We start from the raw sequence: 26,642 nt of genomic DNA on the forward strand, positions 1-26,642 counted from the left end.
AACTTCCCCTCGCTTCTCCTAAAAGGCCTTCGTAAAGCCTACTTTTTCAAAAATAGCTACCGCCGCGTCGGTCTTTAAAAACTCCAGATACGCCTTAGCTGCCTCTTCTTGCTCTGTCCCTTTAATAACGGCTGCCGGATATAACACCTTGCCGCACATGTCTTCTGTCGCCGCATCCACAATCTCTAAATCAGCGCTAAAGGCATCGGTACAGTAGACTACGCCCGCGTCCACGCTGCCTTCACTAATCCAGGTGGTCACTTCTTTCACATTGCTTCCGTAACTAATCTTTCCCGCCGCTGCTAGGGCACTTTCGTCTAAGGAAAAATACGTCAGAATCTTCTGAGTATACTGTCCTACCGGCACGTCGCTGTTGCCCATGGCAAAAAGCATCTCCTCACCACTAAGCTTCTGACCTAAGTCTTCAAAGCTAGTAATTCCCTTAGGATTTTCTTCCGGCACACAAAGCGTCACTTGATTAAGAAGTAGATCCAATCGGGTACCCGCTGCTAGAAGTTCCCCTTCTTCAAGGGCATTCATCTGCTTTTCGCCAGCTGAGATAAACACATCACACAAGGCTCCCTCTTCAATCTGGGTCTGAAGCGTCCCCGAAGAGTCGAAGTTAAAAGAAAGCTTTACATTCGGAGCCTCCTCCTGATAAAGGGCTTCAATCTCTTGCAGTGTCTCGGTCATGGAAGCGGCGGCAAATACCGTCAATTCGATTTCTTCAGATGCTTCCTCACTTGGCTTTTCGCTCTCGTCCGCTGCCGGTGTTTCTTTGCCCCCGCACGCTACGAGACTGACCAAAACCATGGCCAGCACTAATACAGCTACTACTTTGTTTCTCATAAATCGTTCCTCCTTTGCTATTCGCAAAATGTATTTAACAAACGTGGCTTTACACGTATTGTTAGCTGCTTTGTACGGTCTCCTAGTTCACCGGACTCCCGCACTCGCCACCGATTCCTTGTAGCAACTCTAATCCATGTTCAATTGTATTCATAAAGGCGTCCATACTCTCCATACAGGCTTTCGGACTTCCTGGCAAATTCACGATTAAGGTTTTCTTACGGATAACCGCCCGTCCTCTTGAGAGCATCGCTTTCCTAGTTATCTGCATCGAAGCGTAGCGAATGGCTTCCGCCACTCCTTGGGCTTCTTTGTCTGCTACCGCAAGCGTCGCTTCCGGAGTCATATCTCTAGGGGCAAACCCCGTTCCCCCAGTAGTCAAAATCAAATGGGGAAACCGCTGATCGCAGAGCCTAATCAGCTCCTTCTTAAGTAAGGCCTCCTCATCGGGAATTAGGATTTCTTCAATCACTTCGTAGCCCGCTTCCTTTAGTCTTCCTGCAATAGCCGGTCCACTTTTATCTTCCCGCTCACCGGCCGCCCCTTTATCACTTAAAGTGATAACTGCTGCCCGCAGCGACATCTTCTCCAAACCTGCAGCAATCTCCATCTCATCGCCGACGGCAATCGTTCCCGAGTGAAGAACTCTCGCAAATACGCCTTCCCGGGGCATAATACAGTCCCCAACCTTTTGATAAATCTGACAATGAGTATGGCACTCCTTGCCGATTTGGGTCATTTCCAGAATCACTTCACCGCAGGTAAGCCTAGTTCCTACCGGTAATTCTCGAAAGTCGATCCCTTCCACAATGATGTTTTCGCCAAAAGCGCCGGGCAACACACCGGCTCCTTTTTCATTAAACGCTCTGATTTTATCACCGCTTATAAGACTTACCTGGCGATGCCAGTCCCCGCCGTGGGCGTCTCCTTCTAGCCCGAACCCTTCTTTAAAGAAGCCGGACTCTATATTTATCTTCTGGGTTCCCTTTTTTTCACTTTTACATACTGCTAATACTTTCCCCATCCTAGCCTCCAATTTCATTCATCCGTCGGTATTCGGTAATCTGCTCCTTCTCCTGAAAACTATGAGCTCGGGGTTTTCCGTAGATACACACTTTCATCGCCTCAGTTAACTCAGCAGTAGAAGCCCCTGCCCTTAATAGGTTCCGCAAATCCGTTCCCGCTTCATAACAAAGACACGGCTTTAGCATCCCTAACGAAGTAAGGCGCACCCGGTTACATTCATCGCAGAACCGATGACTAATGGCATCGATAAAGCCAATCTTTCCCTGTAAGCTCTCAGACGTATAATAATGTGCCGGACCATTACCGGTTTTCTCAGAAGTGGCTTGCAAATCCGGCCACCGCTCTTTTAAGATATTAAGCGCTGGATCCATTTGCGGGCCCTTAAGAAGAGCCCCCTCACCGATTGGCATTAGTTCAATAAAGCGAACGTCTACTGGATACTCTCTAGCAAGGCTTGCTAGCTTTATAATATCGGGCCGGTTCTCTTTAAGCAGAACCGCATTCACCTTCATCTTAATGCCCAGCTCTACGCCCCGCTCTAGTACCTTTATAATCCCTTTCACCGTACTAAGATTCGTACCGGTTATCTGCCGGTATCTTTCCTCATCTAAAGAATCGATGCTAATATTAATGCCATCAATACTACTTTGTTTCAGCTCCGAAAGATGCTCATCCAAAAAGATACCATTGGTGGTCAGGGTTACTTGTTCTACCCCGTTTAAAGACTTAAGACGACGAATAAAATCAGGACAATCTTTGCGCGCCAGCGGTTCGCCGCCGGTGATCTTATACTTCTTAATGCCCAGCAAGACCCCCGCTTCACAAATCTGCAAAATCTCTTCATAGGTCAAAATATCCTGGTGAGCGCCTTTTATAACGCCCCTTGGCATACAGTACAAGCAGCGCATATTGCACCGGTCCGTAACCGAGACCCGCATATATTCAATTTCGCGATTATACTGGTCTTTCATAGTGGCCGCTTTTTCCTCCTTCTTTTTCTAGGAGAACAATCTCTCCTATCGTCATTCCTTTATCCACTGCTTTACACATATCATATATGGTCAAAAGAGCGATACTCACACCCGTTAATGCCTCCATCTCCACCCCAGTCTTCCCTTCACAGGTTACCTGACAGGTAGCAAGGATCGCGTTTTCTTCCTCTAATAGAGAAAATGTCACTTTACTGTTGGTAAGGGCTAGGCTGTGACAAAGAGGAATCAAATCGGCCGTCTTTTTTGTTGCCATAATGCCGCCGATTTGCGCCACACCTAAGACATCACCTTTCTTTGCGCTTCCGTCTTTCACCATTTGAAAGCAAGCACGACTCATATAGATTTTTCCCTGAGCTCTCGCCCTCCTACTGGTGCTTTTCTTATCGCCCACCTCTATCATAACCGCATTGCCTTCCCCATCAATGTGTGTAAGTCCCATACCTACACCCCCTTCCAGAAGGTACAATTAGGAAAATGGCAAACCTCACAGTTCTGGCAAAGACCCCCATCACCTAGGCTTGCTAGCCACTCCTTCGTTACCGGAATCCCCGCTAAAAGAAGGGGCAGTACCAGATCAAAAATCGTCTTCTTCGCATACATCACACAGCCCGGCAATCCCAAAATAGGGGTCTGCTCCTTGGTATACGCTAGCATAAACATCGCTCCTGGGAGGACTGGGGCACCGTAGCTAACAATCTCTGCTCCCGTATTCTTAATCGCCAGAGGCGTCTTATCGTCTGGATCTACACTCATACCGCCAGTGCAAAGAACTAATTCTACGCCTTCTGCTAGCATCTCCTGAATCGTGCTGGTAATCTCCTCATGATTATCATCAAGAATCCGGTGGCTTTTTAGCTCACAGCCAAAAGCGGCCATTTTATCCACCAAAACAGGGGTAAACGTATCTTTAATCCGCCCTTTAAAAACTTCGCTTCCTGTCGTAATCACTCCGTATTTGACCTTCTTTAAAGGCAAAAGCTCTAAAAGGGGCTTATCCCCCATTAACGCCTTCGCTGCTAACATCTTCTCTTCTTCAATTACTAAAGGAATCACCCGGGTTCCGCATAATTTATCCCCTTCTTTCACTACCATTCCCGAAGGAATCGTAGCGATCATCAGCTCACCGAGAGCATTTAATTGATGCAGTCGTTCCTTATCAATTTTTAAAAGCCCGGGAATTTCCGCAATTAATTCAATTTTCCCTTCTTTTGGTAATGTTGCCCTCATGTGGCTCCCCTGGGCAATCTCGCGCAAAATCTCGGCGGCCTCATTCTCGTGCAACATCCCTTCTACTTGTTCCCACACGTAGAGGTGTTCCTTTCCGATACTTAACAAGACCGGGATATCCTCTTCCCTAACTACGTGACCTTTCCGAAAGACAGCATCCTTAACACCGCCTCTTACTATCTGGGTTATATCGTGACACAAAACGTGTCCTACGGCATCCTTCGTCCTTACTTCTTGCATCTTCTTTCCTCCCCATTTCTTCATGTGTTAATTATCGCTCATTACTGACTATTTGACAAATATTTTCTGACTTTTTGGTAATATGGCACAATACTTGCCAAAACCCCTGGTAACCGATAAGATGAAAGAATCGAGAAAAGCGAAGGAGAATACATATGAAAACAATCGGACTCATCGGGGGCATGAGCTGGGAAAGCACCCTCACCTACTACCAAACGATTAACGAAGAAGCCAAAAAAGCGCTGGGCGGTCTGCACTCTGCCAAGCTACTCTTATATAGTGTGGACTTTCATGAAATTGAGGAATGCCAAGCAAGCGGGGACTGGGGGAAAAGTGCCGAAATTCTCGCCGACGCGGCAACCCGGCTAGAAGGTGCTGGCGCTGATTTTATCGTTATTTGTACCAATACGATGCACAAAGTAGTCCCAGAAATCCAGATGCGTATTCAGATTCCTATCCTTCATATCGCCGATGCTACTGCTAAAGTCCTTAAAGAAGATCAGATACAGAAAGTTCTTTTACTGGGGACGAAGTACACGATGACCGAGGTCTTCTATAAGGAGCAACTCCAAAAGGCCGGCTTTGAAGTGCTTATCCCCGGCGAAGAGGAAATCGAAGAGATCAACCGGGTGATCTACGAAGAACTCTGTCTCGGACAGATTCGCGAAGAATCCGCCGCCTATTTTCTTCAGGTAATTGAAGAGTATACTGCCCGCGGTGCCGGTGGCGTCATCCTCGGTTGTACGGAAATCGGACTGCTAATCAAGCCTGATAACTGTCCCTGTGCCGTCTACGATACGGCCCTTATCCATGCGAAAGAAGCCGCTAAAAAAGCAATCACCGATTAATGGTGATTGCTTTTTCGTACCTATTAACTCAAGCCGTACTTCTCAATTTCATTTCTAATATACTCTTTAAAAGTTGTCGGTTTTCGTCCAAGTAACCAGGTGAGCACATTGCCGTTACCAGCAATTCCGTAGTCCCCATAAGTCTCCGACAGACATTTAAAGGCCTTTACAAAGTAACTATCGTACTTGCCATTTCCAAAGTATTCAATGATATTCTCCACCGGGACTTGATTGCACACCGCTGTTCGTCCCGTCACCTCATTAAATAATTCGACCATATCTACCGGCGATAAAAAGTCATTGCCGACTAGCTCATAGGTCGCATTTTGATGACCGTCTTCGCTCAATACTTTCGCGGCAACCTCACCCACATCAGCGGCATCCACGTAACTAAGCTTTGTGGTCTTCGTGTAGAAGCAATTATAGGCTCCCGTCTCCCAAACCATTGGAATCGAAAAGTTATGGTTATAATGCATCGGTTGCAGGATGGTGTAGTTCAAATTGTGAGACAAACCCTTATAAACTAGATATTCCTCAGCATACAACTTCTGGGTATGTTGTAGCAGGGTAGACATATTAGGATGGGTCACTGACATCATGACGAATTGTTTGACACCAGCTTCAATAGCGACATCAATACACAGCTTTGCCATATCGGCTTCGTCGTAGACAAATAGCGGTGGCATGTAAAGCACCTGGTCACAACCAGTCATCGCTTTTTCAATCACCTCTCGGTCGCGGCAATTGCCAACCATGGTCTCCTTAACCCCAATTTCTTTTAAGTTCTCGACCTTTTCTGAGATATCCAGAGCCCGAACATCTAACCCTCTTTTTACAAGTTGCGGAATCACATGACTGGCGGCGCCGCCAGCTGCACAAGTTACTAAAATCATACGCTTCTCTCCTTTTTCTTTTATTGTATATTTTACATTGATTTGTTACCATGAATTTAAGAACACCCCCAGCAAAAGGAGGTTTTTATGGATATCGAACAACTGCAATCGTTTCTTACTTTGTCCCAGACGCTTAATTATACGAAAGCGGCTGAGACTCTCTTTATTACCCAACCCACTCTCTCCCGCCACATCAAACGGCTAGAAGCAGAGCTCGGTTGTCAACTGTTTAATCGCAATACCAAGCAAGTCACCTTATCCGATAAGGGACAAGCGTTTCTTAAACATGCTGCCAATATCTTGCTAGAGTATAACCGCGGTCTCTCCCACATTACCGATGAACCAAGTCAAAGTGCAGATACTCTTGATTTTGGCTTTCTTCGCGGCGGTACAGAAAACTCTCTCTTGGCTATATTGCAGGATTTTGCTGCTGCCTACCCAGCCATTCAAATTAAGCTTCACGACGGCAATCACAATGATCTCTTAACGGCTCTAAGAAACGGAACTCATGATTTTACCTTAACCATGGGCAGTACGCTTGCTGGTGATGCCAACCTAGAGACACTTCCCCAAAGCACTCTGACTACCGTGCTAATTGTCCCTAGAGACCATCCCCTTGCCGAGAAAACCAGCGTTAGCTTTCACGACTTTTACGACCAGCCTTATCTCTGCGTTCATAAGCATATTACGAAGGCCTGGTATGACTACGTCATTAGTCTTTACTTAAGCAATGGCTATTTTCCCTTGCACAGCGGCACCTGCGATAGCGTAATCACTCTATTAATGATGGTCTCTCTAGGTAAGGGCGTAACAATTTTAACCGATGGGTGCCGAGATGCGATGCCAGACAACCTAGTCGCTATTCCTATTCAGAATGTGCCTTCAATGAGCATGGTCATCGGCTACGCTCGTAAGAATATTAATCCTGCCGTGCCTCTTTTTATCGAATGGTTCAAAAAAAGACCCTGATGCTATGTTCATCATAACACCAGGGTACTTATCATTTGAAATTCAGATCTGGAATAAAGTTATGCCGATCCTAAATAAAAGTTCAGTCTACCAAAAAGGCCCTTTCGATAATCATCGTAATTGTGATGTGGCTTTTCTACCCTTGCTTGGCAATCTCCCTGCTAGAGGCTTTCATTCTCTTATCCCAGAGTTGTTTATATCTTCCCTGCTCCTTAAGCAAGCTCTCGTGAGTGCCCCTTTCGATAATATGCTTATCCTCTACTACTAGAATCTGATCGGCCTTTTTAATCGTTGATAGGCGATGAGCAATCATAATCAAGGTTTTATTTTTGATGAGCTCATCAAGAGCCATCTGGATGTCATGCTCGTTATCGGGATCCACACTGGCTGTGGCCTCATCCAGGATAATAATAGGAGCGTCTTTTAAGATTGCCCTAGCAATAGACAAACTCCGAGGCAATAAGCTAGGCTACGGCGAACGCTTTGACGCCGGTTTTTATGCGATGGGTGACCTCGCCTTAGCCATTGTGGGAATCATCACCCTGCCCATCGGCTGCTTACTAGGCGGTCTGACGATGAGCATCACCTCTACTCCTATCGGAACCTGTGAGCTCGTTCTCAATCTTTTGCCCGTCTTTATATATGAATAACCGGGGCAAGCTCATCAACATCGCTTTCGCGGTCTCCGGTTCCTTCGTCTTAGGAGACGTCCTCGCCTTTACCGGCGGTGCTAACCCAGAGATGGTCTTCCCAGTAATCGTAGCTAAGCTCTCCGGTGGTATCCTGGCGATTGCCTTAACCTTATTCTTACTCAAACGGGGAAAGATAAAAGTAGATTAAAAAGGTAGAAAAAAGCTCGGTAAGTCAAATGCTTACCGAGCTTTTCAGCTTTTCCATCACATAATATAACGGTTTAAATAATACTAGCGTAACTACCACATTGCCAACCGCGTGCAATATATCAAACATAAGGCCGGCACTCCACCACGCTAACCCAGCGCCAATCCCGCCGGCTACGATGTAGGGAATCGCGCAAAGGGCGCCAAAGGATAAGCCAAAGAAGCCACTGATAATCGCCCAGATAATTACGCTATCGTTTTTTCTAAATAAAAAAACAATCAAATAGAGAATTGTCCAGACGTACAGATACATGACCCACCAAAGGCCAAAGCCATACATTAGCCCCTCTAACAAAGCAAAGGCATAGATAACATATAGCGTCATCCGACCAAAGACCAGCGTGAAAATAATGATTAGCAGTGATACTAACTCGATGTTAGGCAGGAAGCCAAGGGCCACCTGAACCGTAAAGAGAAGAGCCGCTAAAAGGGCTGAAACCACTAGCTTAATAACACTTAATCTCATATTATTCTCTGATTTATCCATCTCATTATTCATCAATGGTATAGACGATTTTAAAGACATCGCCATCTGCCACTGGCTGCTCACTTATACCGTAATTGCAGTACTCGTCATTTACGTAAAACGACCAATAGGCACCGTTTTCCTCAAAGGAAGCTTTCTCATCGTTAACCGTATCGACCATAAGACCGTACTCGCCCTCTTCACCGGCGTACGTTAGGCCTTCGGCTTCGTCCATCGCTTCTTGCAGGTACTCAGCATCCGTCTGCACTTGATACGTCTCTTCGCTCGCGTCCTCAGCGACTACCACAATCTCTACTGCTTTCGCCCCTGTCTTTACCTCTGGCTTTAGCAAGTTATAGCCTACTAGAGCCAAACTAATAGCCGCGATCAAGGCGATAACGCCAATAATAATTTTCTTGTTCTTACTTTGATTTTTCATCTTTCATTCTCCTTTTTGTAGCATCTTTTAGTTTTGAAATATTCCAAGCCGCTACAAAATCATAGAATGATTTCCCATTAACAACTTGGCCATATTCCCGTAGCCGTCCAAATTAATTTAAAAGCGGGTGTTCTGACTTAGGCATAAACCGTGATATTCCGCCTTCCCATAGCTTTCGCTACAGTGACCTAATGGAATATCACTCCTCCAATACAGCAACGGGTATTGCGCAGGATTCTCACCTGCTTCCCCTGTCTTTTAAATTGTTAACAAATTTGGCACCTCTCTATTTTGCTTTTGTTTTGTCTGTAAGTCAAGCCTTAGTTATGATTTCCCTCAGTAAGATCTAGGAGCCAGTCTCTAGCATTGATACGGCGTATTCCTGCGTACTGCACCTCTGGATCCTCGTCAAGAGTTAGTAAGATTTTGGGATAGTGGTCGCGAATAGCTTTTAAAGGTCTCAATTCTCGCTCCAGTGTTTGTTCTTCCCTAGCCGTCAATGCAACCTGAAAATAGGTAGTTCCCATGTTGTTTTGTGCAACAAAATCAACCTCGAAACTATCAACCTTCCCTACATAAACATCATATCCTCGTCTTAGCAGTTCTAGATATATCACGTTCTCCAAAATATGTCCCATATCCATTTGACGTTTTCCTAATAGCATATACCGAAGGCCAATATCTACAACATAATATTTTTCAAGAGTTTTCAGATATTGTTTTCCTTTGATATTATATCGTTTTGCCTGGTAAATAATATAACTTTCCGATAAACACTCTAGATATTTTTCTACCGTCTTTGCGTCAATCTTTCTCCCGCCTGAAGTCATCGTATCTGCAATTTTCTTTGATGAAAGTGGATTCCCAATATTATCGAACACAAAACGCAACACGCTTTTAAGCATCATCGTATCTGTGATTCTCTTTCGTTGCACAATATCTTTTACAACAATCGTATTATAAATCCCTTCCAAATAATCGCGAATTTCTTCTGGCTGTCCTTTCAATTCTAAAGTATATGGAAAAGAACTCGCCTCGAGATATTCCGTATATTTGATACCACGCTCATTCATATTTCCCGTACTTTCAATATACTCCTTAAAAGAAAGAGGAAGCATTTCAATCTGCACATATCTTCCCGAGATAAGTGTTGCAATTTCACTGGACAGCATGTATGCGTTAGAACCTGTTATGTACATATCTACATTTTTCTTTATAAACAGACTATCAACTACTTTTGGAAAGTTTTCAATATTTTGAACCTCATCTAAAAAAATATAGGTCATCTCGTCTTGCACAAGTCGTTCTTTCAAATATGTATACAATTTTTTGTAATCACACAACTCTTCATAATCTATATCTTCAAAATTAATTGCTATAATCTGCTCTTTTTTAACACCATTCTCTAGTAGCCAATCTTGATAAATCTCTAATAGAGTAGATTTTCCGCATCGCCTAATACCCGTAATAATTTTTATTAGCTTCTTTTCTCTAAATGCAATTAATTTATTTAAATATTCTGTTCTTCGTATAACCATAACATCCCCTCCCTTTTCTATATATTATCCCAAAATTCACAAAAAATCAATAGTTTTAGGAGTGCAGTCCCAAAACTATTGATTTTCTCGTTTCTTTCAGTGCGCTGCGTTGCTATCTTCCACAATAATTATCTTTATTCTACCCAGGTTTGTCCTTCCTCTAACTGACATCTAAAGATCCGCCCGTTATTTTTCTCATCTTTTGCCTGATGATATTTAAATATCATCGTCTTCTCAGCCTCTAAGCCAATCATCTCGATTTTGCCGGTCTCATGAGACATCACATAACGAAAGCTTTTTCCCATTCCGTTCTGTATGTTCTTTGCTGCTTCGACAATCTTATACGCCTGGAGAAGCGGTACCTGAAAATGAGCACCTACGCCAGATACCGGTCGGCACTGAAAGACGTAATAAGGGACTACCCCTATCGCCGTCAGGCTTTTCAGGAGCTTTCCTAAGGTAGCACCATCGTCATTGACTCCTTTTAAGAGCACCGTCTGATTGCGGACAATCACCCCGCACTCATATAACTTTCTTACCGCCGCCTCCACCTCTTCGGTAATCTCATTGGGGTGATTAAAGTGAGTGGCCACATAGATTTGCTTGCGCTGACTGTATTTTTTTAAGATTTCCCACAAGTCTGGATCGCTATTAATACGCTCCGGAAAAGTCACTGGCGTCCTAGTTCCAAAGCGAATGTAGTCCAAATGAGGGATAGCAGTATAGGTCTCTAGATATTTTCCCAACTGTTCATTATCCATTAAAAAACTATCGCCGCCGCTGATTAATACATTGCTCAGCTCGGTATGGGCTTTCACATACTCCGCGACTGTGTCGAAATTCTTGGCGATTTCTTTCTCCGAAATCCCTACTGCCCGCTTCCGAAAGCAGTACCGACAATACATCCCGCAGACGTTCGTGGAGAGAATCAGAGCCGTTTCTTTATATTTATGCTGTAAGCCTGTTGTCTTCGTATTAGAGGTTTCGCCACTAGTATCAAAGCTCCCCGTCATGTCTAGCTCTTCGAGCGACGGGATACACATCTTACGAATCGGGTCGTGTTCATCTTCCCAGTTAATCAACGATAAGTAATACAAAGAGATGGACATGGGAAAACGACTTACAATGGTCGTTAAGCTCTCTTGCATATCTGGTGACAAATCAAAATACTTGCAAAGTTCCGGTATCGAGGTAACGTTGTTTCTCAAACTGTCTTTCCACATAGCTATCACCTTAGCTTTCTACATATTTTTCACTCTTTTCATCATATATACATTTTAGACCTGTTTTCACTATATCGCAACTGTGGCCTTTCGATGCGAACTTGCTTTTTCGTGCAGAATCCCACTTCTCCAACTTGCTTTTTCGTGTAGAATCTCGTCTTGTCAACTTGCTTTTTCGTGATTTCAATGTTAAAATCACTTATAATATCAATGTTTTTGGTGGTTGAAGGGATGTGATTGGAAATGTCTACAAAAAAAGGTACGCTAAAAAGAAAAATATACTCTCGCCTTCTTGAGTGGAAGCAAAATAGTAACGGTGAAACGGCTCTTATGATTGATGGTGCAAGGCGTGTGGGCAAGAGTTATCTTTGTAGGGAATTTGCCACAAAAGAATACCGAAGTCATATTATTATTGATTTTGGAAATGTCTCCGGCGAAATTCTGAATATGTTTAATAATGAAAGCGATAACCTGGATTTGTTCTTTGCAAAACTATCCGCCTATTATGGTACCGCTTTATATAATCGTGAATCCGTAATAATCTTTGACGAAGTACAACAATTTCCACGTGCCCGTCAACTAATTAAGTACTTAGTTGAGGATGGGCGCTTTGACTATATCGAAACCGGATCGCTCATACGCCTCAAAAAGAATGTCCAAGACATTATCATTCCTTCAGAGGAAGAACATATCGAAATGTTCCCTCTTGATTTCGAAGAGTTCCTATGGGCTTTAGGCGATGAAGTTACTGCCCCTCTAATTAAAAAGTGCTTTGACACCCTACAACCGCTCGGACATGCTTTACACCAAAAAATAATGAATGACTTCAGACAATACATGTTAGTCGGCGGCATGCCTCAATCTATTCTCGCCTACCTATCTGAAAAAAACTTTGAAAAATCGGATATCGCTAAACGGCGAATTCTTCAACTTTATAAAGACGATGTTTCGAAATTTGCTGAAGGGTATGAAGACAAGGTCTTTGCTATTTTTGATGGAATTCCTGGGCAGCTCTCAAAAAAGGAAAAGAAATATAAACTGTCCTCACTTTCCAAGGAGGCACGTTTTAGAAGCTATGAAGACTCCTTCATTTGGCTAAACGAGGCGATGATTATTAACACCTGTTATAATGCCACCGATCCGAGTATCGGATTGGCTTTAAGTTCTGATCACACCACTCAAAAATGTTATATGGGTGACACGGGTCTTCTTATCACTCAAACTTTTATGGATAAACCATATGCCGAGAATGAACTCTATAAGGCAATACTCTTTGATCGGTTAAGCATCAATGAAGGGATGATTATGGAGAATGTGGTTGCCCAAATGTTGCGCCGCAATGGTCACCGTCTATATTTTTACTCAAGAAACGATGCCACAAATAGGGCCAACCATATGGAAATAGATTTTCTAATAACTGCTGGTAACAAGATTTCCCCCATTGAAGTTAAATCCGGAAATTATAGATTCCATTCATCACTAGATAAATTTAAGCAAAAGTTTTCAAAAAAGCTAGCTAACTCCTATATTCTCTATCCAAAAGACGTAATGATAAAAGACGATATTATTCATCTGCCACTATATATGGCAATGTTTTTATGATTTCCACTGCCCAAAGTGGCAGATTTAAACCCAATCCTCTTGCTTATAATCAGCCATTGATGCACGAATAGCCATCTTTGGATGGTACTTTTCACAGAAAGCTTTCAAGCTTTTCGCCTGTAAGTTGGTCTCTGCCTTAACTTCAATAGGGATAACTTCTCTTCCTATGCTAATCAGAAAATCTATCTCGGCACTGCCTCTATCATTGGTCCAATAATATGTACTCACACTCTTAATTGTTTTTAACTACATAAAAAGAGAGTGGGTATTTACCACCACTCTCCTAGAAACTAACGGCGCAAGCCTTAGTAACAAATAATTATATTCAATTACAAATACCAACTCCAAGTAACATAAATCTTCTATCTATCTTCTAAATCAAATTATAATGTATGCTTACCCCGCAGGGAGCATAATAAACTGATACTCTCTTCTGTAATCAACGACAGCATATATCGTAACCTCCCCCTCTGCTTTATTGAATTTATAGAAAACAAGGTGCTTTTCGACTACCAATACGCGATATCCTTGTTTTTTAATTGTCTGGTTTCTCGGCACACTGCCTGCCTCAGGGAATACTATTAACTGTTCAATTGACTTTTCCATCTTCCCTATGTACTTCAAAGCCACTTCATTGCTTCCCGATTCCTCCGCGATATATAGGGCTAACTCCCGCATTTGCGAATCTGCTTTTTCTGTTATATTGACCCTATACATTCTCTTCACCATTTAGCATGCTTCTTAATGAGGCAAAGGTATTATCTATTGGCATCACTCGACCATTTCTCACATCATCTTCGGCCTCTGCCAATGTTCTGTATAGTTCTAATTCCGCCTCCATCTGCTTATATGTTTGAAGCGCCATAATGGCGGTATCACCGCGACCATTTACCGTAATAATCACCGGTTCCTTACTTTCTTTACACTGTCTAGATATATCGTTATAATGATTTCGCAAATCTGATGATGGTCTAATGTCTGCTTGCATAACAAACACCTCGCTTTCTTTTATAGTCATATTTTATCATAATTTGACTACTTGCTCAAGCGCTGGTTCCTCTAAGTTGCAACTTTTCGGTGATTTCGAAAAAAAGTTTTATTGTAGGTCAAACTGTATTCTCAATATTTCTTCCTTACCCTTGACCATATAAAGAAATTTATGTATAATTTTTGTATAAAGGAGGTGTTATCATGCCAACAATTCGTTCAAGCGCAGATTTACGCAATAGATACAATGAAATCTCTACTTTTTGCCACGATTCTTCCGAACCAGTTTTCATCACCAAAAACGGTAAAGGAGACCTTGCCGTTATGAGCATTGAGGCTTATGAACAACTGGTCGGACGCCATGAATTATATGGACTGATACAGGAAGGACTTTCCGATGTAGCAGAAGGAAAGACCCGCCCATTCTCCGAAGCGATGTCTGATTTAAGGAGCCGGCGTAAACGATGAACTATTATATTCATATCACAGCGGCTGCCGAAAGAGACATGGAGCGTTCAGCAGATTATATTGAATTTGTCCTGAAGAATCCCCAGGCTGCTGATAATTTGCTGGATGAGGCGGAACGCCAGATTAATGCCCTGACACAGTTCCCAGAGAAGTTCGCTCTAGTAGATGATAAACTACTTGCTTCATGGGGTATTCGCTTTACAAAGGTAGACAATTATCTTGCTTTTTATATTATTGCGGAAGAAGAACAGCAAATTTATGTTATAAGATTCTTATATGGTAAGAGTAATTGGGCTTCTATCCTGAAAATCTCCCGGAAGGTATAACTCTCCCGTGTGCAGTCTTGCTTTCATACTCATAATGCATTACTCCTTTCATCATGTTCTCAACTACCGAAGGCGAAGACGACTGCCTCATAAGGCCTCAAGGTCATTTCTTTTTTACATTCTTCAGCTAAATAATTTGAAATCATAATTTTGCCACTCTCAATAGCAAACTCTTCTGGTATGGTAAATGCCGTCGCTTCTTTTGAATAATTACATAAAACTAAAATTCTTTTCTCATCAAGTTCTCTCTTAAAGGCAAAAATCTTCTCATCTGCACGGCTAATTGCTGTGAAATGACCATATACAATAACTTCATTTTCTTTTCTAAGCCGAATTAGCTTTTTATAATATTGAAAGACCGAGTCCCGTTCTTTCATCTGACGCTCTACATTGATTCTACTGTAGTTTGAATTTAAATTAATCCATGGCGTACCTTCTGTAAACCCCCCATTTTTTTTATTATTCCACTGCATAGGTGTCCGGGCATTATCTCTACTACGAAGCTTTAGGCATTCCATCATTTCTTCTGGTTCCATCCGTTTTGCTCCAGTTAATTCTTCATAATACTGCAAGCTTTCTATGTCTCTATACATGGTGAGGTCTTCAAAGTAAGCATTGGTCATACCGATTTCTTCTCCCTGATAGATGTAGGGCGTTCCTTGCATCATATGAATACAGGTCGCTAGCATTTTCGCCGATATCTCCCTGTACTCCTCACTGTCATCGCCAAACCTTGAAACACTTCTGGGTTGATCATGATTTCCTAGATAAAGGCTATTCCAGGCCTTCCCTTGAAGCTCTTCTTGCCATTTTATCATGATTTTTTTATATTCTCTAAAATCATAGCGATTAGTGGTCCATTTACCATAAGGACCATCCCCAATACTTACATGCTCAAACTGAAATACCATATTTAATTCATTAGCATCTTCTCCAGCATACTTTTTCGCCTCTTCAATAGTGACACCAGCGGTTTCGCCAACCGTCATAATATCATGCCTCGCCAACACTTCTCTATTCATTTCCTGCAGATATTCGTGAATGCGAGGACCATTCATATAATAAGGTGAGCCATCTCCATAAAGTCCTCCATATTCTTTTCCCTCTGGGAAGCTTTGATCCTTTGAAATCATGCTGATTACATCCATACGGAACCCATCAATTCCCTTTTCACACCACCAATTCATCATTTCATAAATATCATTTCGAACGGCTTCATTCTCCCAGTTAAGATCCGGTTGCTTTTTGGAAAAACAATGCAGATAGTACATGCCCGTTCGGTTATCATATTCCCAAGCTGAACCGCCAAATGTGGCGCCCCAGTTATTTGGCTCTTTCCCGGCTTTCGGATATCTCCATATGTAATAATCACGATAGGGATTCTCTTTTGATTTTTTACTTTCCACAAACCATGAGTGTTCATCCGATGTATGATTGACCACCAAATCCATCAGAATCTTTAGACCTTTCTCATGCGCTTTCTCGATTAATTCATTAAAATCTGCCATCGTTCCATAGTCACCAAGGATTTTACGGTAATCAGAGATGTCATATCCATTATCATCTAAAGGAGATTCAAAAACCGGCGAAAGCCATAATACATTTACACCTAGCTCTTTCAAGTAATCTAGTTTTTCAATAATGCCTTTAATATCTCCTATACCATCACCATTGCTATCTTTAAAGCTTCTGGGATAGATTTGATATACAATACTTTCTTTCCACCAATTTCGTTTCATTTTAACCTCCAGACATTTCAAAATTTATTTTACAGCTCCTGCTACTACCCCATTCATAATCCATCTTTGACAGAATACATAAATGATTAATACGGGCGCCAATACAAGCAAGTAGGATGCAAAAGCGTGATTATAATCCACCGAAAACTGCGTCTTAAATACATATTGTGCAAGTTGTAATGTTTGTTGACTAGGTTCACTTAATAACACTAATGGCATTGTAAAATCATTCCAAGTCCACATAAAAGAGAGAATTGCCACTGTTGCTGTGGTTGGCTTTAGGGTTGGGAAGATAACATACCAAAACGTTTGAACCGGGTTGGCTCCATCTATCTTTGCCGCTTCATCTAGGGCCTCAGGTATATTTCGAATCGCACCACTATAGAGAAATGTATTCATTGGCATGCCAAAAACAACATAAAGAAACGTAATTCCAACCACATTGTCTAAATGAAAGGTATTTGCTTGAACCACTAATGGAAGCATTAATACGCTAAAGGGAATAAACATCGCACTCACAAAATAGTAGTAAACAATTGTAAAAAACTTGCTTTTCTTTCGGTTTCTAGTAATTGCATAGGCGACGAACGAATTTGTCATCAACGTAAATACCAGATTTACAATAGTTATAAAAGCAGTGTTACGAAATTTAACCGGGAAATCCGTCATCTCCCATGCTTCTATAAAATTTCTAAGACGCAGCGTCTTAGGAAGGGCTAACACGTTATGCATATCTCCCGGATCACGGATTGCAATCATAACCGTCATGTATAAAGGTAGTAATATCACAAACAAGATCCCCATAATGAGCAATATCGTAACAATCCAATTATATTTTTCTTTCACTTTCTTTTTTTTCATCGGAGTTTATCCTCCCTTTTTTCAAGAACTTTCAACTGGAAGAAAGCAATTAATACCACTATAATAAAGAGAACAACGGCATTGGCAGACTGATACGCAAACTGTCCGCCGCCAAAGCCCTTCTTGTATATCAAAACCGCAATGGATGTTGTTGTCGTTCCCGGTCCTCCATTTGTCATGGCCATAATTTGATCATATACCATCAAGTAATTTTTTGCCGACAGTACCATGTTGATGGTAAAAGATGGGGCAAGCAAGGGGAAGGTGATTTTCCAAAAACGCTTTATTCCAGCGGCTCCGTCAAGGCTTGCAGCTTCGTATACATCCGTGTCAATTGACTGAAGACCTGCTAAATAAATCAACGTATTAAAAGCACATCCAATCCAAACAGACACCACAATAATTCCCCACATTGCCCGGTTAGTTCCCAATACGTTTACGGATAATTCCTGAATTCCAAGAGCCTTACCGGCTCCAGGAATTAAATTAGCAAAAATATAGTTAAAGATAAACCCGACAATTAGTGTTCCTAGCATATACGGCAAAAAATAAAACGCTTTGATTGTATTCTTAAACTTTATCTTTGCGTTTAAGGCGCATGCAAGAATCAGACTGATGGTATTTACTAATATTGTCGTGATAACAGAAAATCGAATTGTAAAGCTGTACGCATTTACAATATCTCTATCTGTAAGCAAATGTACATAATTTCGTAGACCTACGAAGTTCCACTCGCCATATCCTCTCCAATCAGTAAAGCTATAAAATACGCCTCTTAAAAATGGAATGGTATGAAACAGGAAAAATAAGATCCCCATCGCACATACTGCGATATAGCACGTTGGATGCACCTTTGTATTTTTTCTGAAGTTCTTTTTTCTCATCTCTTATCCCTTCATTTACTTACTATTCGACATTTGCCACATCATATTTCTCATCACATTGCTCTAACAGAGTTCGAATATTTTCTTTGTCGTCCATACCATTTACATAATTCAAAGAGAATTCCGACAAAAGAGAAGAAAGGTCAAAACCTGATGGGTAATAATGATCCGGGAAATTCGCAACCTTTCCATTCGTTAAGTCCTCTAGAATCCCATTTACCGATGGATCTTGTTGTTCAACTCCTTCAATTGGCGAAAACGCAAATTGATCATCAATATATCTTTGAGCGTTTTCTGGTTTTAGCATAAATTCAACAAACGCCTCAGCCACTTCCTTATTCTCACTGGAAGTAGAAATAGCTAACAGTACATCCACACCTGACGTAACATAATTTTTAGACTCATCACTTGCCGCCGGAAAAGCAAACATATCCACTCTGAAATCCTGATTTGCATTGTGGAACTGATTAATTGCCCAGTTTCCATTTATCATCATCACCCCTCGTCCATTTGCAAAGGCTTTATTTCCGTCGTCATAGGTCATTCCCATAAAATCATCCTGTGCATAATCTAAAATAGTCAAATACTTTTCTGCAATCTCTTTATGCGTATCTACAAATGTAGTTTTTCCCGCTTTGCGATCGTCTGTAAAACCCTCTGGCTGAAGATCCGGGGCCATACTATTCCAAGACGGAAGTACCGTCCACGTATCCTTATAGGTTAGCAATAACGGCTCTTCTCCTGCGGCCTCTATTGTCTCCATTGTTGTCAAAAACGCCTCCCATGTAGTCGGAATCGTTAATCCTAATTGTTCAAATTTATCCACGTTATAAAGTATTCCCGATGCATTCGTTGCATAAGGTATGCCATACGCCTTTTCCTCTTTCTCTTTATTAATATCATAAACCATCTGTAAATAAGCGTCCTGAATCGTATTCACATACGCCTTGTCCGATAAGTCCTCTAAAAGACCAGCGCTTTGTAATTCCGTGTACATATTATTTCCACCAATTGCCAAAATATCTGGCATATCGTTTTTGGCCATCCGAGTTTTTAGCACCGTTTCCGCATCCGCTGGCGCAACCACCTTAATCTTAACCTCTTCTTGGGTCTCATTGAATTCGTCTACTAAAGACTGCATAATCGCATTATTTTCAGCCTTATTCAAAAATAATTCAAGCTCTTTTCCTTTTGATTCGCCGTTTCCACCACAACCCGTTAGCAGACCTAACACCATCGAACTAACTAGTAATAAACTAACAATCTTCTTTTTCATACTCTTGCACTCCTTTTCTATTCTTACACTTACATCTATGTAGTGTGGCCAACACTCTTCACGCCCTAATCATACTTCCAGAACCCTCTATTTCACAATAGGTTTCATGAGAAACTACTTTTTGTCACAAAAAACTTCTTGTCACTTTGTTGAAATTAAACAAAATAGGAAGAACACCTCTTAAAAAGTGTTCTTCCTATCTTTTACCGACTCTCTTTTTATCAAATTTACTTCATGTCTGATATTCTTTTCAGCAAGCTCTTCTCCCCTAATCAGGCGAACGAGGCATTCAAATGCTGTCCTTGCCTTCTTCGAAACATCCTGATTCACAGTTGTAAGCCTTGGACGCACTAAAGTTGCGCTTATACAATTATCAAAGCCTGCAACTGATATCTGCTCCGGCACTTTAATACCTAAATCATGAAAGAAATTCATTGCTTCAATCGCTGTATAATCTGAAGTAAAAGCAACTGCCTTCGCTTCCAAAAACTGCGGAATCAGCTTCTCATAAAGATAAATCCTTTCCCTTTTATTAGTACTTCCCACAATAAATCTCGCTTTGCTACAATATCCACCTTCTTCTTCCATCGCCTTTTTAAAGCCAAGCCATCGATAATAATCACTTGCTTCATCCGACTCCCCAAACATAACCGCCTTCTTGTAGCCACACTCCCTTAGATACTCGCCAATCTGATACCCGCCTGAATAGTCATCTACTCCGACATTTTGAAATGTATATTCTTTTGAAGCATAAGTATCTACCAATACCATCTTTTTATTCAGTTTTTTCCTTAGAATATCATGCTCTTTCTCGGAATATCCTAGTATAATAAGACCGTCCATATTCCAAGCTGAGGCAACTGATACCACATTATTATAATCTTCTCCACCGATTAGCATAATATAATAGCCCTTTTCCTCAGCCTCTCGGGCAATCGTTCCAATAAATTCCCCTACAAAAGAATCCATTGTGGCATGCATACCATGAATCCATGAGTACGTAACTATGCCTATAATTTTAGAAACATTTCCAGTTAAACTCATCGACGCCATGTTGGGGACATACCCTTGCTCATCAATAATCTTGGTAATTTTATCAATTGTCTTTTGCGACACTCTTTTTGTACGACCTTGAATCACATTCGACACGGTTGTGCGACTAACCCCTGCTATCTCTGCAATATCCTGTAAACGAATCATAGCCTACCTTTCCTCTTTTTCAGACAATTATAGCAGAATTTGCTTTTGCTTGCACCAAATAGTATACTAGTCGCAATAAAACTATGGGAGAACGTATATGAGCAAATATTTAGAAATCCCCGCATTCGATCAAGACATTTCCTTTCGCACCTTTTTACACGATGGTATGGAAATCACCTACCCACATTTTCATAAAGAGATTGAAATAATATACATCCTTAAAGGGCGATTAAATATTGGGGTAAGAGATGAAATCATCGAGCTGCAAAAGGGCGAGGTATACTTTTTTGCCAGTGGTGAACCCCATTTCTTTCTCGCCTCTCCTGGGAGCGAGCGCTACGTATGGCAATTCGACTTAAAAATCTTTAACGAGACACTTCTAGGCAAAGATTTAGAAAGCCTTTTCGAGCTTTTTGAAAAGAGCGAACCCTGCAGTCGTAGCTGGTCCAAAGACTTTACTGAGAAGTTCATACATCTCCTAACGGAGGCCTACAACGCTCTAGAAGAGAAGAAAAAAGGATATAACTACTATATCACTGGACTTCTCAATCAAGTAATCGGCCTAATGTATCAGCAGGTGCCGATAAGAGCTACCACAAAGAAGCAAAAAAAATCATATGAGATGAAATACAAGGAAACCCTAGATCAGCTCAACATTATCTTTGATTTTGTTGAGAAGCACTATGATGAGCCGCTTACCTTAGACGAGGTCTCCGCTAAAATTGGATTTAGCCCTCATTACTTCACACGTTTTTTCAAAAAAAATACCGGCCAAACCTTTATGCAATTCCTCACCGAATATCGAATCATACAATCTAAGTTTCTCTTAGCAAATGATAAACTACCCATGGTTGATGTAGCCGAAAGAGCGGGTTTTTCTAGTGTGAAAACCTTTCACCACGTTTTCAAAAAGCAAGTAGGCCTCTCACCTTTAAAATATAGTAAAAAAATGAAAGAATAAAAGTAGATTCGTAATGAGTCTACTTTTATTGTGTCAATATTCGGGAAGATTTGATGCTAAAACGGGAAGATTTACTTTTATTCACAGGATATAATGTGCTCATAACAAGGAAAATGCTTTTTAGGAGGAAATATAATGACGTTAAAAATTGGGATAATAGGTTGTGGTGGGATTGCCAACGGAAAACATATGCCCGCCTTAAAAGAAGTAGCGGAAGCAAAACTGGTTTCATTTTGTGACACAATCCCTGAAAGGGCTCAAAAGGCAAAAGAAGAATTCGGAACGTCGGCTGCAACCGTATACACAGATTTCCGAGAAATGCTAAAGAAGGAAGATTTGGACTTGGTACATATATGTACCCCCAATGACTCCCATAGCCTAATCTCTGTATCGGCGATGGAAGCTGGCTGCCATGTTATGTGCGAAAAGCCCATGGCCAAAACCTCCATACAGGCTATGGAAATGTTGGAAGCAAGCAAACGCACGGGCATGAAGTTAACCATCGGTTATCAAAATCGTTTTCGCACTGATTCACGTTATCTGCATCAAATATGTGAAGAGGACGCCTTGGGAAACATCTATTTTGCAAAAGCTCATGCCATACGCCGCAGAGCCGTTCCTACATGGGGTGTATTTTTAGATGAAGAGGCGCAGGGCGGTGGTCCCCTTATTGATATTGGTACCCATGCCCTTGATTTAACTCTATGGATGATGAATAATTACAAACCCAAGTATGTCGTTGGCAACACGTACCACGAGCTGTCACAAACTCAAAATGCCGCCAATGCCTGGGGACCTTGGAAACCCGAGAAGTTTACTGTTGAAGACTCTGCTTTTGGCTATATCGTTATGGAAAATGGTGCCAGTATTTTCCTCGAATCTAGCTGGGCACTAAATAGCTTGGATACAAAAGAAGCCAAAACAACTCTTATGGGAACTAAAGGTGGTGCCGATATGAATAGCGGTCTCACTATAAACGGTGAAGATCACAGTCTTTTATATGAAAAGCAAATAGAACTTCAAGCTGGAGGTGTTGATTTCTATGATGAGGCAGGAGAGAAACCCGAGGTATTAGAAGCCCAATCCTTTATCAATGCTATTCTAAATGACAGCGAGCCAATCGTAAAGCCAGAAGAGGCTTACATTGTAACTCGGATTTTAGAAGCTATCTATGAATCAGCAAAAACCGGAAAACCAGTATACATTGAACACGAATAAGGAGGATAGCACAATGAAACTAGGCGTATTTACACCATTATTTAACAACTTATCTTTTGAAGAAATGATAGACGAGGTTGCCAAAAGAGGATTAAACATGGTTGAAATCGGGACTGGTGGCTCTCCAGGGAGTGCCCATCTCGATATCGATAAACTCTTGACCTCTGAAGATGCTAGAAGAGAGTATTTGGCAAAATTGACAGATAAAGGCTTAGAAATTTCTGCCTTAAGCTGCCACCATAATCCGATTTCTCCGAATAAAAATATAGCCGACGAAGCAGACCAACTTCTTCGAAAAACCATCAAACTAGCAAGCCTTATGAATGTACCTGTGGTAAATGGTTTTTCTGGTGTTGCAGGTGGAAACTCTACTGACACACAAGTGAGCTGGCCTATCCTTCCATGGCCAACCGAATATACAGATAGCTACGAATATCAGTGGGAGAAAAAACTGATTCCCTACTGGAAAGACATCCATCAAGAAGCCGAAGCTGCTGGGGTTAATATCGGAATCGAACTACACGGTGGCTTCCTTGCACACACTCCCTATACCATGCTGCGCTTACGAGATGCAACAGGCTCTACGATTGGCTGTAACCTAGACCCAAGTCACTTATGGTGGCAGGGAATCGACCCTGTTGCCGCCATAAAAATCCTAGGTGAAGCAGGGGCCATACACCACTTTCACGCGAAAGACACATACCTAGATCAAGACAATATCAACCTTCATGGTCTAACAGATATGCAACCATACAATAATGTGAAAACACGAGCGTGGACCTTCCGTTCTGTCGGATGCGGTCACGACTTAAAAATATGGTCAGATATTGTCTCTGCTCTTCGTATTTACGGATATGACTATGTACTTAGCATTGAGCACGAAGACCCCATTATGTCCATTGATGAAGGCCTAAATCGAGCGATTACAAATCTTCGTTCTGTTATGATTAACGATTTACCAACGGAAATGTGGTGGGCTTAAAATGACTAAATTAAATCTAGCCGTAATTGGATACGGTGGCATGGGCTCTTACCACGTAAACACAATTTTAGCCAATGAAAACGACTTGTTTGTGGTAGTTGGTATCTACGATATTGATACCAAAAGGCAAGCCCAGGCTGCCCAAGATGGTCTCTTTGTGTACAAAAGTCTAGATAAGATGTTAAAAGATTCCCGTGTAGACGTCATCCTAATCGCCACCCCCAACGACTCCCACAAGGAACTGGCTATTAAAGGGATGGAAGCCGGAAAACATGTTGTTTGTGAAAAACCTGCTGTCATGAACCCTCAGGAGTTTAAAGAGGTTCAAAAAGTAATAGCATCTACCGGCAAAACCTTTATGGTACACCAGAACCGTCGCTGGGATCCCGACTTCCTAATTCTGAGGGAATTATATGAAACTAAAGAACTTGGCGAGATTTTTCAAATCGAGTCTCGGGTTCACGGAGCGAATGGTATCCCTGGGGATTGGCGTCATGAAAAGAAACATGGAGGGGGAATGCTCTTAGACTGGGGCGTCCATCTCTTTGACCAGCTCCTCTGGATGATTGATTCCCCTATCAAAAGCATCGAAACAGACCTTAGTTTTATTCTTGGAAATGAGGTCGACGACGGATTTATATCCTATGTCACTTTTAAAAATAATATAAAGGTTCTTGTGGAAGTCGGTACGACAAACTATTGCAAATTAGACCGCTGGTACATCAAAGGTACCAACGGAACCGCAAAAATCTCAGACTGGGATCTCCATGGCGAAATGGTGATTGCAAGAGAAACTCAAGGTCTTGTTCCCCCTGCACCTATAAAAGCCGGAGTAGGACTTACCAAGACCATGGCTCCTCCCTCCGAAGAAAGCACCATTAAAAAAGAACTTCCCTCCGGAAAAAAGATGAATCAAAGCTTCTATCAGAACTTCTATCATGTGGTGAATAGTAATGCTGAACCTCTTGTCAAAAATGAAGAAGTATTACATGTTCTCACACTCATGGATGATATCTTAAAAAGATAAACAAATTTAAAGCCTTAGGTAACGATGAACTATTATATTCATATCACAACAATAAATAGGGTCCGAATAACTCTCACGAGTTGTTCGGACCCTATTTGTATTATTCTCTTCTAGTATAACTTCGCCCCTGCCGGGATACTATCATCCACCAGCAGTAGGTTCAGCGCTTCTTTTCCATCGTATTCATGTACTGCGGAGATTAGCATGCCGCAAGAATCGATACCCATCATCGGTCTTGGTGGTAGGTTTACGATTGCGATCGCGGTTTTACCAACTAGTTCCTCAGGCTCGTAATATTCACGAATACCGCTTAAGATAGTTCGCTTCCTGTCGCTGCCATCATTTAAAGTGAACTTAAGAAGCTTTTTGCTTTTCGGTACCTCTTCGCAAGCTTCGATTTTTACAACCCGGAAGTCTGACTTAGAGAAGGTCTCAAAATCCACCATTTCTTCAAATAAAGGCTCGATTTTCACCTTCGAGAAATCAATCTTTACGGCAGGCTTATCTTCCTTCTTAGCACTATCGCTACCGCCAAGGCTCTTCATTGTGGGGAATGGAAGTTGACTTATTCCACCAAACACCACGAGAGCCCATATTGCTCTTTTTCTCAGGGATTGCTCCTCAAATGCCAGTCCATATTAGTCCACCAAAATACATGAAATTGATGTCTTTTTGATGTCATTCTCGGATTTTGATATCAGGTATATTACCTGCTCACTACAAACCAGGACCCTTTCCTAGAATATAGCTACCTTTTTTTCAAGTGAATTAATCACTTCCGTCTTCTTATCTTGTGTTACATCTGCATAAATGTCCATTGTTGTTGTAATATCCTTGTGACCCATAATGGCTTGAATAACTTTAACATTAGTTTCATTTTCACAAAACCTAGTGCAAAACGTATGCCGCATGTGATGGCACGAGAAATGAGGAATTATTATGGGCTGGCGCTTCTGTTTTTTCGCTTCAACAATCTCTTCAGCATTATGCGCCTCGTAGATTCTCCGAATCGCCCTATTGATGGTTCCCGGATTGTGGACTCCCCCAAAACGATTGGCAAAAACAAAGCCACTCATTCCATCAATTACTGCCATATTGAATCCTCTCTCTTTTTGAGCCTCGTACTCATCTTGAAAGGCTTGATACACCGCTTCCATCATCGGAATAACTCTTGTTCCTGCTTTTGTTTTTGGCGTTGAAACATGATATTCGGATTTGCCATTTTCCATAAAACGATATACCACGCTATGATTAATGTCTATAAGCCGATTTTCATAATCAATATCATCCCATGATGGCGATATAATAGGACTAAGTTAGAAAACCCGCTCAACACAAGGGTTTCGCTGATTTTGTCCTAAATCAGTAACCGTGCCAAATCGTGTAAAAGACTAAAAATCATGGAAATGGAGGGCAGGTTCGGGTTCAGCAGCATTTCAATATATCGCCAGCGTAAGCGCCTCGTTTTTTAGCGAGGCGCTTTTTCTATTTCCGGGAAAGGA

The 26,642-nt window shown here is 41.7% G+C and carries 31 protein-coding genes, 1 pseudogene and 1 riboswitch; of the genes and pseudogenes, 11 read left to right on the plus strand and 21 right to left on the minus strand.

All coding sequences use genetic code 11. The features are described 5' to 3' along the window. Positions 1-18: 18 nt before the first annotated feature. The 5 genes from modA to NHH16_RS05215 form a co-directional block, all read right to left on the minus strand. On the minus strand, positions 19-849 hold the full coding sequence (gene modA, locus NHH16_RS05195) for a molybdate ABC transporter substrate-binding protein (protein ID WP_262068528.1): 831 nt from the start codon (positions 847-849) through the stop codon (positions 19-21). Positions 850-931: 82 nt separating this feature from the next. Further along, on the minus strand, positions 932-1,873 hold the full coding sequence (locus tag NHH16_RS05200; protein WP_262068529.1) for an MOSC domain-containing protein: 942 nt from the start codon (positions 1,871-1,873) through the stop codon (positions 932-934). Position 1,874: 1 nt separating this feature from the next. Beyond that, complete coding sequence (gene moaA / locus NHH16_RS05205) at positions 1,875-2,846, minus strand: GTP 3',8-cyclase MoaA (protein WP_262068530.1); 972 nt, start codon at positions 2,844-2,846, stop codon at positions 1,875-1,877. Continuing rightward, positions 2,830-3,306, minus strand: coding sequence for a cyclic pyranopterin monophosphate synthase MoaC (gene moaC / locus NHH16_RS05210; RefSeq protein ID WP_262068531.1), 477 nt, complete (start codon positions 3,304-3,306; stop codon positions 2,830-2,832). The genes moaA and moaC overlap by 17 nt, the downstream gene beginning before the upstream one ends. 2 nt (positions 3,307-3,308) lie before the next feature. Further along, entirely contained in the window at positions 3,309-4,334 is a 1,026-nt protein-coding gene (locus tag NHH16_RS05215) for a molybdopterin-binding protein (protein ID WP_262068532.1), read from the minus strand. 155 nt (positions 4,335-4,489) lie between these two features. On the opposite strand from NHH16_RS05215, the gene NHH16_RS05220 reads away from it, so the two are divergent. Beyond that, positions 4,490-5,182, plus strand: a complete 693-nt coding sequence (locus tag NHH16_RS05220; protein WP_262068533.1) for an aspartate/glutamate racemase family protein — start codon at positions 4,490-4,492, stop codon at positions 5,180-5,182. Positions 5,183-5,205: 23 nt separating this feature from the next. Here the strand turns inward: NHH16_RS05220 and NHH16_RS05225 are convergent, their stop codons facing one another. Continuing rightward, positions 5,206-6,075 (minus strand): SDR family oxidoreductase, encoded by an 870-nt coding sequence (locus NHH16_RS05225; RefSeq protein ID WP_262068534.1) that lies wholly within the window; start codon positions 6,073-6,075, stop codon positions 5,206-5,208. An 87-nt stretch (positions 6,076-6,162) separates the two neighbouring features. Between NHH16_RS05225 and NHH16_RS05230 the strand changes: the two genes are divergently transcribed. Next, the gene (locus tag NHH16_RS05230; RefSeq protein ID WP_262068535.1) at positions 6,163-7,044 is read left to right on the plus strand and encodes a LysR family transcriptional regulator; all 882 of its coding nucleotides are present in this window, start codon (positions 6,163-6,165) and stop codon (positions 7,042-7,044) included. 136 nt (positions 7,045-7,180) lie between these two features. Here NHH16_RS05230 and NHH16_RS05235 read toward each other — a convergent pair whose 3' ends face one another. After that, on the minus strand, positions 7,181-7,426 hold the full coding sequence (locus NHH16_RS05235; protein WP_262068536.1) for a hypothetical protein: 246 nt from the start codon (positions 7,424-7,426) through the stop codon (positions 7,181-7,183). Positions 7,427-7,433: 7 nt separating this feature from the next. Here NHH16_RS05235 and eutH (NHH16_RS05240) point away from each other — a divergent pair, with 7 nt between their 5' ends. Both eutH (NHH16_RS05240) and eutH (NHH16_RS05245) read left to right on the plus strand, forming a co-directional pair. Next, complete coding sequence (gene eutH, locus NHH16_RS05240; protein WP_262068537.1) at positions 7,434-7,694, plus strand: ethanolamine utilization protein EutH; 261 nt, start codon at positions 7,434-7,436, stop codon at positions 7,692-7,694. Further along, positions 7,687-7,884 carry an ethanolamine utilization protein EutH gene (gene eutH / locus NHH16_RS05245; protein ID WP_262068538.1) on the plus strand — a complete coding sequence of 66 codons (198 nt, stop codon included), beginning with the start codon at positions 7,687-7,689 and terminating at the stop codon, positions 7,882-7,884. The genes eutH (NHH16_RS05240) and eutH (NHH16_RS05245) overlap by 8 nt, the downstream gene beginning before the upstream one ends. 24 nt (positions 7,885-7,908) lie before the next feature. Here eutH (NHH16_RS05245) and NHH16_RS05250 read toward each other — a convergent pair whose 3' ends face one another. The 4 genes from NHH16_RS05250 to NHH16_RS05265 all read right to left on the minus strand — a co-directional run bounded on the left by NHH16_RS05250 (position 7,909) and on the right by NHH16_RS05265 (position 11,609). Continuing rightward, on the minus strand, positions 7,909-8,430 hold the full coding sequence (locus NHH16_RS05250) for a hypothetical protein (RefSeq protein ID WP_262068539.1): 522 nt from the start codon (positions 8,428-8,430) through the stop codon (positions 7,909-7,911). A gap of 4 nt (positions 8,431-8,434) precedes the next feature. Beyond that, on the minus strand, positions 8,435-8,848 hold the full coding sequence (locus tag NHH16_RS05255; RefSeq protein ID WP_262068540.1) for a DUF4430 domain-containing protein: 414 nt from the start codon (positions 8,846-8,848) through the stop codon (positions 8,435-8,437). A gap of 105 nt (positions 8,849-8,953) precedes the next feature. Then, positions 8,954-9,149: riboswitch (cobalamin riboswitch) on the minus strand. Between the two features lie 19 nt (positions 9,150-9,168). Further along, a complete protein-coding gene (locus tag NHH16_RS05260) occupies positions 9,169-10,386 on the minus strand; it encodes an ATP-binding protein (protein WP_262068541.1) in 1,218 nt (405 codons plus the stop codon). Positions 10,387-10,520: 134 nt separating this feature from the next. Further along, positions 10,521-11,609, minus strand: a complete 1,089-nt coding sequence (locus tag NHH16_RS05265; RefSeq protein WP_262068542.1) for a KamA family radical SAM protein — start codon at positions 11,607-11,609, stop codon at positions 10,521-10,523. Between the two features lie 243 nt (positions 11,610-11,852). Between NHH16_RS05265 and NHH16_RS05270 the strand changes: the two genes are divergently transcribed. Then, a complete protein-coding gene (locus NHH16_RS05270) occupies positions 11,853-13,211 on the plus strand; it encodes an ATP-binding protein (protein ID WP_262068543.1) in 1,359 nt (452 codons plus the stop codon). A gap of 24 nt (positions 13,212-13,235) precedes the next feature. Here NHH16_RS05270 and NHH16_RS05275 read toward each other — a convergent pair whose 3' ends face one another. The 3 genes from NHH16_RS05275 to NHH16_RS05285 all read right to left on the minus strand — a co-directional run bounded on the left by NHH16_RS05275 (position 13,236) and on the right by NHH16_RS05285 (position 14,199). Then, entirely contained in the window at positions 13,236-13,439 is a 204-nt protein-coding gene (locus tag NHH16_RS05275) for a DUF4143 domain-containing protein (RefSeq protein ID WP_316043926.1), read from the minus strand. A gap of 168 nt (positions 13,440-13,607) precedes the next feature. After that, on the minus strand, positions 13,608-13,940 hold the full coding sequence (locus NHH16_RS05280) for a type II toxin-antitoxin system RelE/ParE family toxin (protein WP_262068544.1): 333 nt from the start codon (positions 13,938-13,940) through the stop codon (positions 13,608-13,610). Beyond that, positions 13,921-14,199 carry a type II toxin-antitoxin system Phd/YefM family antitoxin gene (locus NHH16_RS05285; protein ID WP_262068545.1) on the minus strand — a complete coding sequence of 93 codons (279 nt, stop codon included), beginning with the start codon at positions 14,197-14,199 and terminating at the stop codon, positions 13,921-13,923. The genes NHH16_RS05280 and NHH16_RS05285 overlap by 20 nt, the downstream gene beginning before the upstream one ends. A 203-nt stretch (positions 14,200-14,402) precedes the next feature. Between NHH16_RS05285 and NHH16_RS05290 the strand changes: the two genes are divergently transcribed. Both NHH16_RS05290 and NHH16_RS05295 read left to right on the plus strand, forming a co-directional pair. Beyond that, on the plus strand, positions 14,403-14,666 hold the full coding sequence (locus NHH16_RS05290; protein WP_262068546.1) for a type II toxin-antitoxin system Phd/YefM family antitoxin: 264 nt from the start codon (positions 14,403-14,405) through the stop codon (positions 14,664-14,666). Further along, positions 14,663-14,992, plus strand: coding sequence for a type II toxin-antitoxin system RelE/ParE family toxin (locus tag NHH16_RS05295; protein WP_262068547.1), 330 nt, complete (start codon positions 14,663-14,665; stop codon positions 14,990-14,992). The genes NHH16_RS05290 and NHH16_RS05295 overlap by 4 nt, the downstream gene beginning before the upstream one ends. 59 nt (positions 14,993-15,051) lie before the next feature. On the opposite strand, the gene NHH16_RS05300 is transcribed toward NHH16_RS05295, so the two are convergent. The 5 genes from NHH16_RS05300 to NHH16_RS05320 form a co-directional block, all read right to left on the minus strand. Next, positions 15,052-16,731 carry a glycoside hydrolase family 13 protein gene (locus tag NHH16_RS05300; RefSeq protein ID WP_262068548.1) on the minus strand — a complete coding sequence of 560 codons (1,680 nt, stop codon included), beginning with the start codon at positions 16,729-16,731 and terminating at the stop codon, positions 15,052-15,054. A 24-nt stretch (positions 16,732-16,755) separates the two neighbouring features. Next, entirely contained in the window at positions 16,756-17,592 is an 837-nt protein-coding gene (locus NHH16_RS05305; RefSeq protein WP_262068549.1) for a carbohydrate ABC transporter permease, read from the minus strand. Next, positions 17,589-18,476: a carbohydrate ABC transporter permease gene (locus tag NHH16_RS05310; protein WP_330643460.1), complete on the minus strand. Its 888-nt coding sequence runs from the start codon at positions 18,474-18,476 to the stop codon at positions 17,589-17,591. The genes NHH16_RS05305 and NHH16_RS05310 overlap by 4 nt, the downstream gene beginning before the upstream one ends. A 22-nt stretch (positions 18,477-18,498) precedes the next feature. After that, entirely contained in the window at positions 18,499-19,752 is a 1,254-nt protein-coding gene (locus NHH16_RS05315; protein WP_262068550.1) for an ABC transporter substrate-binding protein, read from the minus strand. A 180-nt stretch (positions 19,753-19,932) separates the two neighbouring features. Then, positions 19,933-20,952, minus strand: a complete 1,020-nt coding sequence (locus tag NHH16_RS05320; protein ID WP_262068551.1) for a LacI family DNA-binding transcriptional regulator — start codon at positions 20,950-20,952, stop codon at positions 19,933-19,935. Between the two features lie 97 nt (positions 20,953-21,049). Between NHH16_RS05320 and NHH16_RS05325 the strand changes: the two genes are divergently transcribed. From NHH16_RS05325 to NHH16_RS05340, 4 genes are all read left to right on the plus strand, one after another. Further along, complete coding sequence (locus NHH16_RS05325; protein WP_262068552.1) at positions 21,050-21,913, plus strand: AraC family transcriptional regulator; 864 nt, start codon at positions 21,050-21,052, stop codon at positions 21,911-21,913. A 135-nt stretch (positions 21,914-22,048) separates the two neighbouring features. Next, complete coding sequence (locus tag NHH16_RS05330; RefSeq protein WP_262068553.1) at positions 22,049-23,131, plus strand: Gfo/Idh/MocA family protein; 1,083 nt, start codon at positions 22,049-22,051, stop codon at positions 23,129-23,131. 13 nt (positions 23,132-23,144) lie between these two features. Then, entirely contained in the window at positions 23,145-24,113 is a 969-nt protein-coding gene (locus tag NHH16_RS05335) for a sugar phosphate isomerase/epimerase family protein (protein ID WP_262068554.1), read from the plus strand. A 1-nt stretch (position 24,114) separates the two neighbouring features. Next, a complete protein-coding gene (locus tag NHH16_RS05340; RefSeq protein ID WP_262068555.1) occupies positions 24,115-25,140 on the plus strand; it encodes a Gfo/Idh/MocA family protein in 1,026 nt (341 codons plus the stop codon). Positions 25,141-25,250: 110 nt separating this feature from the next. On the opposite strand, the pseudogene NHH16_RS05345 reads toward NHH16_RS05340, so the two are convergent. Both NHH16_RS05345 and NHH16_RS05350 read right to left on the minus strand, forming a co-directional pair. Continuing rightward, positions 25,251-25,700 (minus strand): annotated as a pseudogene (locus NHH16_RS05345) (lysine--tRNA ligase); the annotation flags it as partial. Positions 25,701-25,877: 177 nt separating this feature from the next. Continuing rightward, positions 25,878-26,447, minus strand: coding sequence for a site-specific integrase (locus tag NHH16_RS05350; RefSeq protein ID WP_330643469.1), 570 nt, complete (start codon positions 26,445-26,447; stop codon positions 25,878-25,880). Positions 26,448-26,642 lie beyond the last annotated feature (195 nt).

Source organism: Ohessyouella blattaphilus (assembly GCF_024721265.1).
GTDB lineage: Bacteria > Bacillota > Clostridia > Lachnospirales > Lachnospiraceae > Aequitasia > Aequitasia blattaphilus_A.

Coding starts and splice junctions, on each gene's coding strand:
- modA (WP_262068528.1), bottom strand. CDS start 849: ATGAGAAACAAAGTAGTAGCTGTATTAGTGCTGGCCATGGTTTTGGTC.
- NHH16_RS05200 (WP_262068529.1), bottom strand. CDS start 1,873: ATGGGGAAAGTATTAGCAGTATGTAAAAGTGAAAAAAAGGGAACCCAG.
- moaA (WP_262068530.1), bottom strand. CDS start 2,846: ATGAAAGACCAGTATAATCGCGAAATTGAATATATGCGGGTCTCGGTT.
- moaC (WP_262068531.1), bottom strand. CDS start 3,306: ATGGGACTTACACACATTGATGGGGAAGGCAATGCGGTTATGATAGAG.
- NHH16_RS05215 (WP_262068532.1), bottom strand. CDS start 4,334: ATGCAAGAAGTAAGGACGAAGGATGCCGTAGGACACGTTTTGTGTCAC.
- NHH16_RS05220 (WP_262068533.1), top strand. CDS start 4,490: ATGAAAACAATCGGACTCATCGGGGGCATGAGCTGGGAAAGCACCCTC.
- NHH16_RS05225 (WP_262068534.1), bottom strand. CDS start 6,075: ATGATTTTAGTAACTTGTGCAGCTGGCGGCGCCGCCAGTCATGTGATT.
- NHH16_RS05230 (WP_262068535.1), top strand. CDS start 6,163: ATGGATATCGAACAACTGCAATCGTTTCTTACTTTGTCCCAGACGCTT.
- eutH (WP_262068538.1), top strand. CDS start 7,687: ATGAATAACCGGGGCAAGCTCATCAACATCGCTTTCGCGGTCTCCGGT.
- NHH16_RS05250 (WP_262068539.1), bottom strand. CDS start 8,430: ATGGATAAATCAGAGAATAATATGAGATTAAGTGTTATTAAGCTAGTG.
- NHH16_RS05255 (WP_262068540.1), bottom strand. CDS start 8,848: ATGAAAAATCAAAGTAAGAACAAGAAAATTATTATTGGCGTTATCGCC.
- NHH16_RS05260 (WP_262068541.1), bottom strand. CDS start 10,386: ATGGTTATACGAAGAACAGAATATTTAAATAAATTAATTGCATTTAGA.
- NHH16_RS05265 (WP_262068542.1), bottom strand. CDS start 11,609: ATGTGGAAAGACAGTTTGAGAAACAACGTTACCTCGATACCGGAACTT.
- NHH16_RS05270 (WP_262068543.1), top strand. CDS start 11,853: ATGTCTACAAAAAAAGGTACGCTAAAAAGAAAAATATACTCTCGCCTT.
- NHH16_RS05280 (WP_262068544.1), bottom strand. CDS start 13,940: ATGGTGAAGAGAATGTATAGGGTCAATATAACAGAAAAAGCAGATTCG.
- NHH16_RS05285 (WP_262068545.1), bottom strand. CDS start 14,199: ATGCAAGCAGACATTAGACCATCATCAGATTTGCGAAATCATTATAAC.
- NHH16_RS05290 (WP_262068546.1), top strand. CDS start 14,403: ATGCCAACAATTCGTTCAAGCGCAGATTTACGCAATAGATACAATGAA.
- NHH16_RS05295 (WP_262068547.1), top strand. CDS start 14,663: ATGAACTATTATATTCATATCACAGCGGCTGCCGAAAGAGACATGGAG.
- NHH16_RS05300 (WP_262068548.1), bottom strand. CDS start 16,731: ATGAAACGAAATTGGTGGAAAGAAAGTATTGTATATCAAATCTATCCC.
- NHH16_RS05305 (WP_262068549.1), bottom strand. CDS start 17,592: ATGAAAAAAAAGAAAGTGAAAGAAAAATATAATTGGATTGTTACGATA.
- NHH16_RS05310 (WP_330643460.1), bottom strand. CDS start 18,476: ATGAGAAAAAAGAACTTCAGAAAAAATACAAAGGTGCATCCAACGTGC.
- NHH16_RS05315 (WP_262068550.1), bottom strand. CDS start 19,752: ATGAAAAAGAAGATTGTTAGTTTATTACTAGTTAGTTCGATGGTGTTA.
- NHH16_RS05320 (WP_262068551.1), bottom strand. CDS start 20,952: ATGATTCGTTTACAGGATATTGCAGAGATAGCAGGGGTTAGTCGCACA.
- NHH16_RS05325 (WP_262068552.1), top strand. CDS start 21,050: ATGAGCAAATATTTAGAAATCCCCGCATTCGATCAAGACATTTCCTTT.
- NHH16_RS05330 (WP_262068553.1), top strand. CDS start 22,049: ATGACGTTAAAAATTGGGATAATAGGTTGTGGTGGGATTGCCAACGGA.
- NHH16_RS05335 (WP_262068554.1), top strand. CDS start 23,145: ATGAAACTAGGCGTATTTACACCATTATTTAACAACTTATCTTTTGAA.
- NHH16_RS05340 (WP_262068555.1), top strand. CDS start 24,115: ATGACTAAATTAAATCTAGCCGTAATTGGATACGGTGGCATGGGCTCT.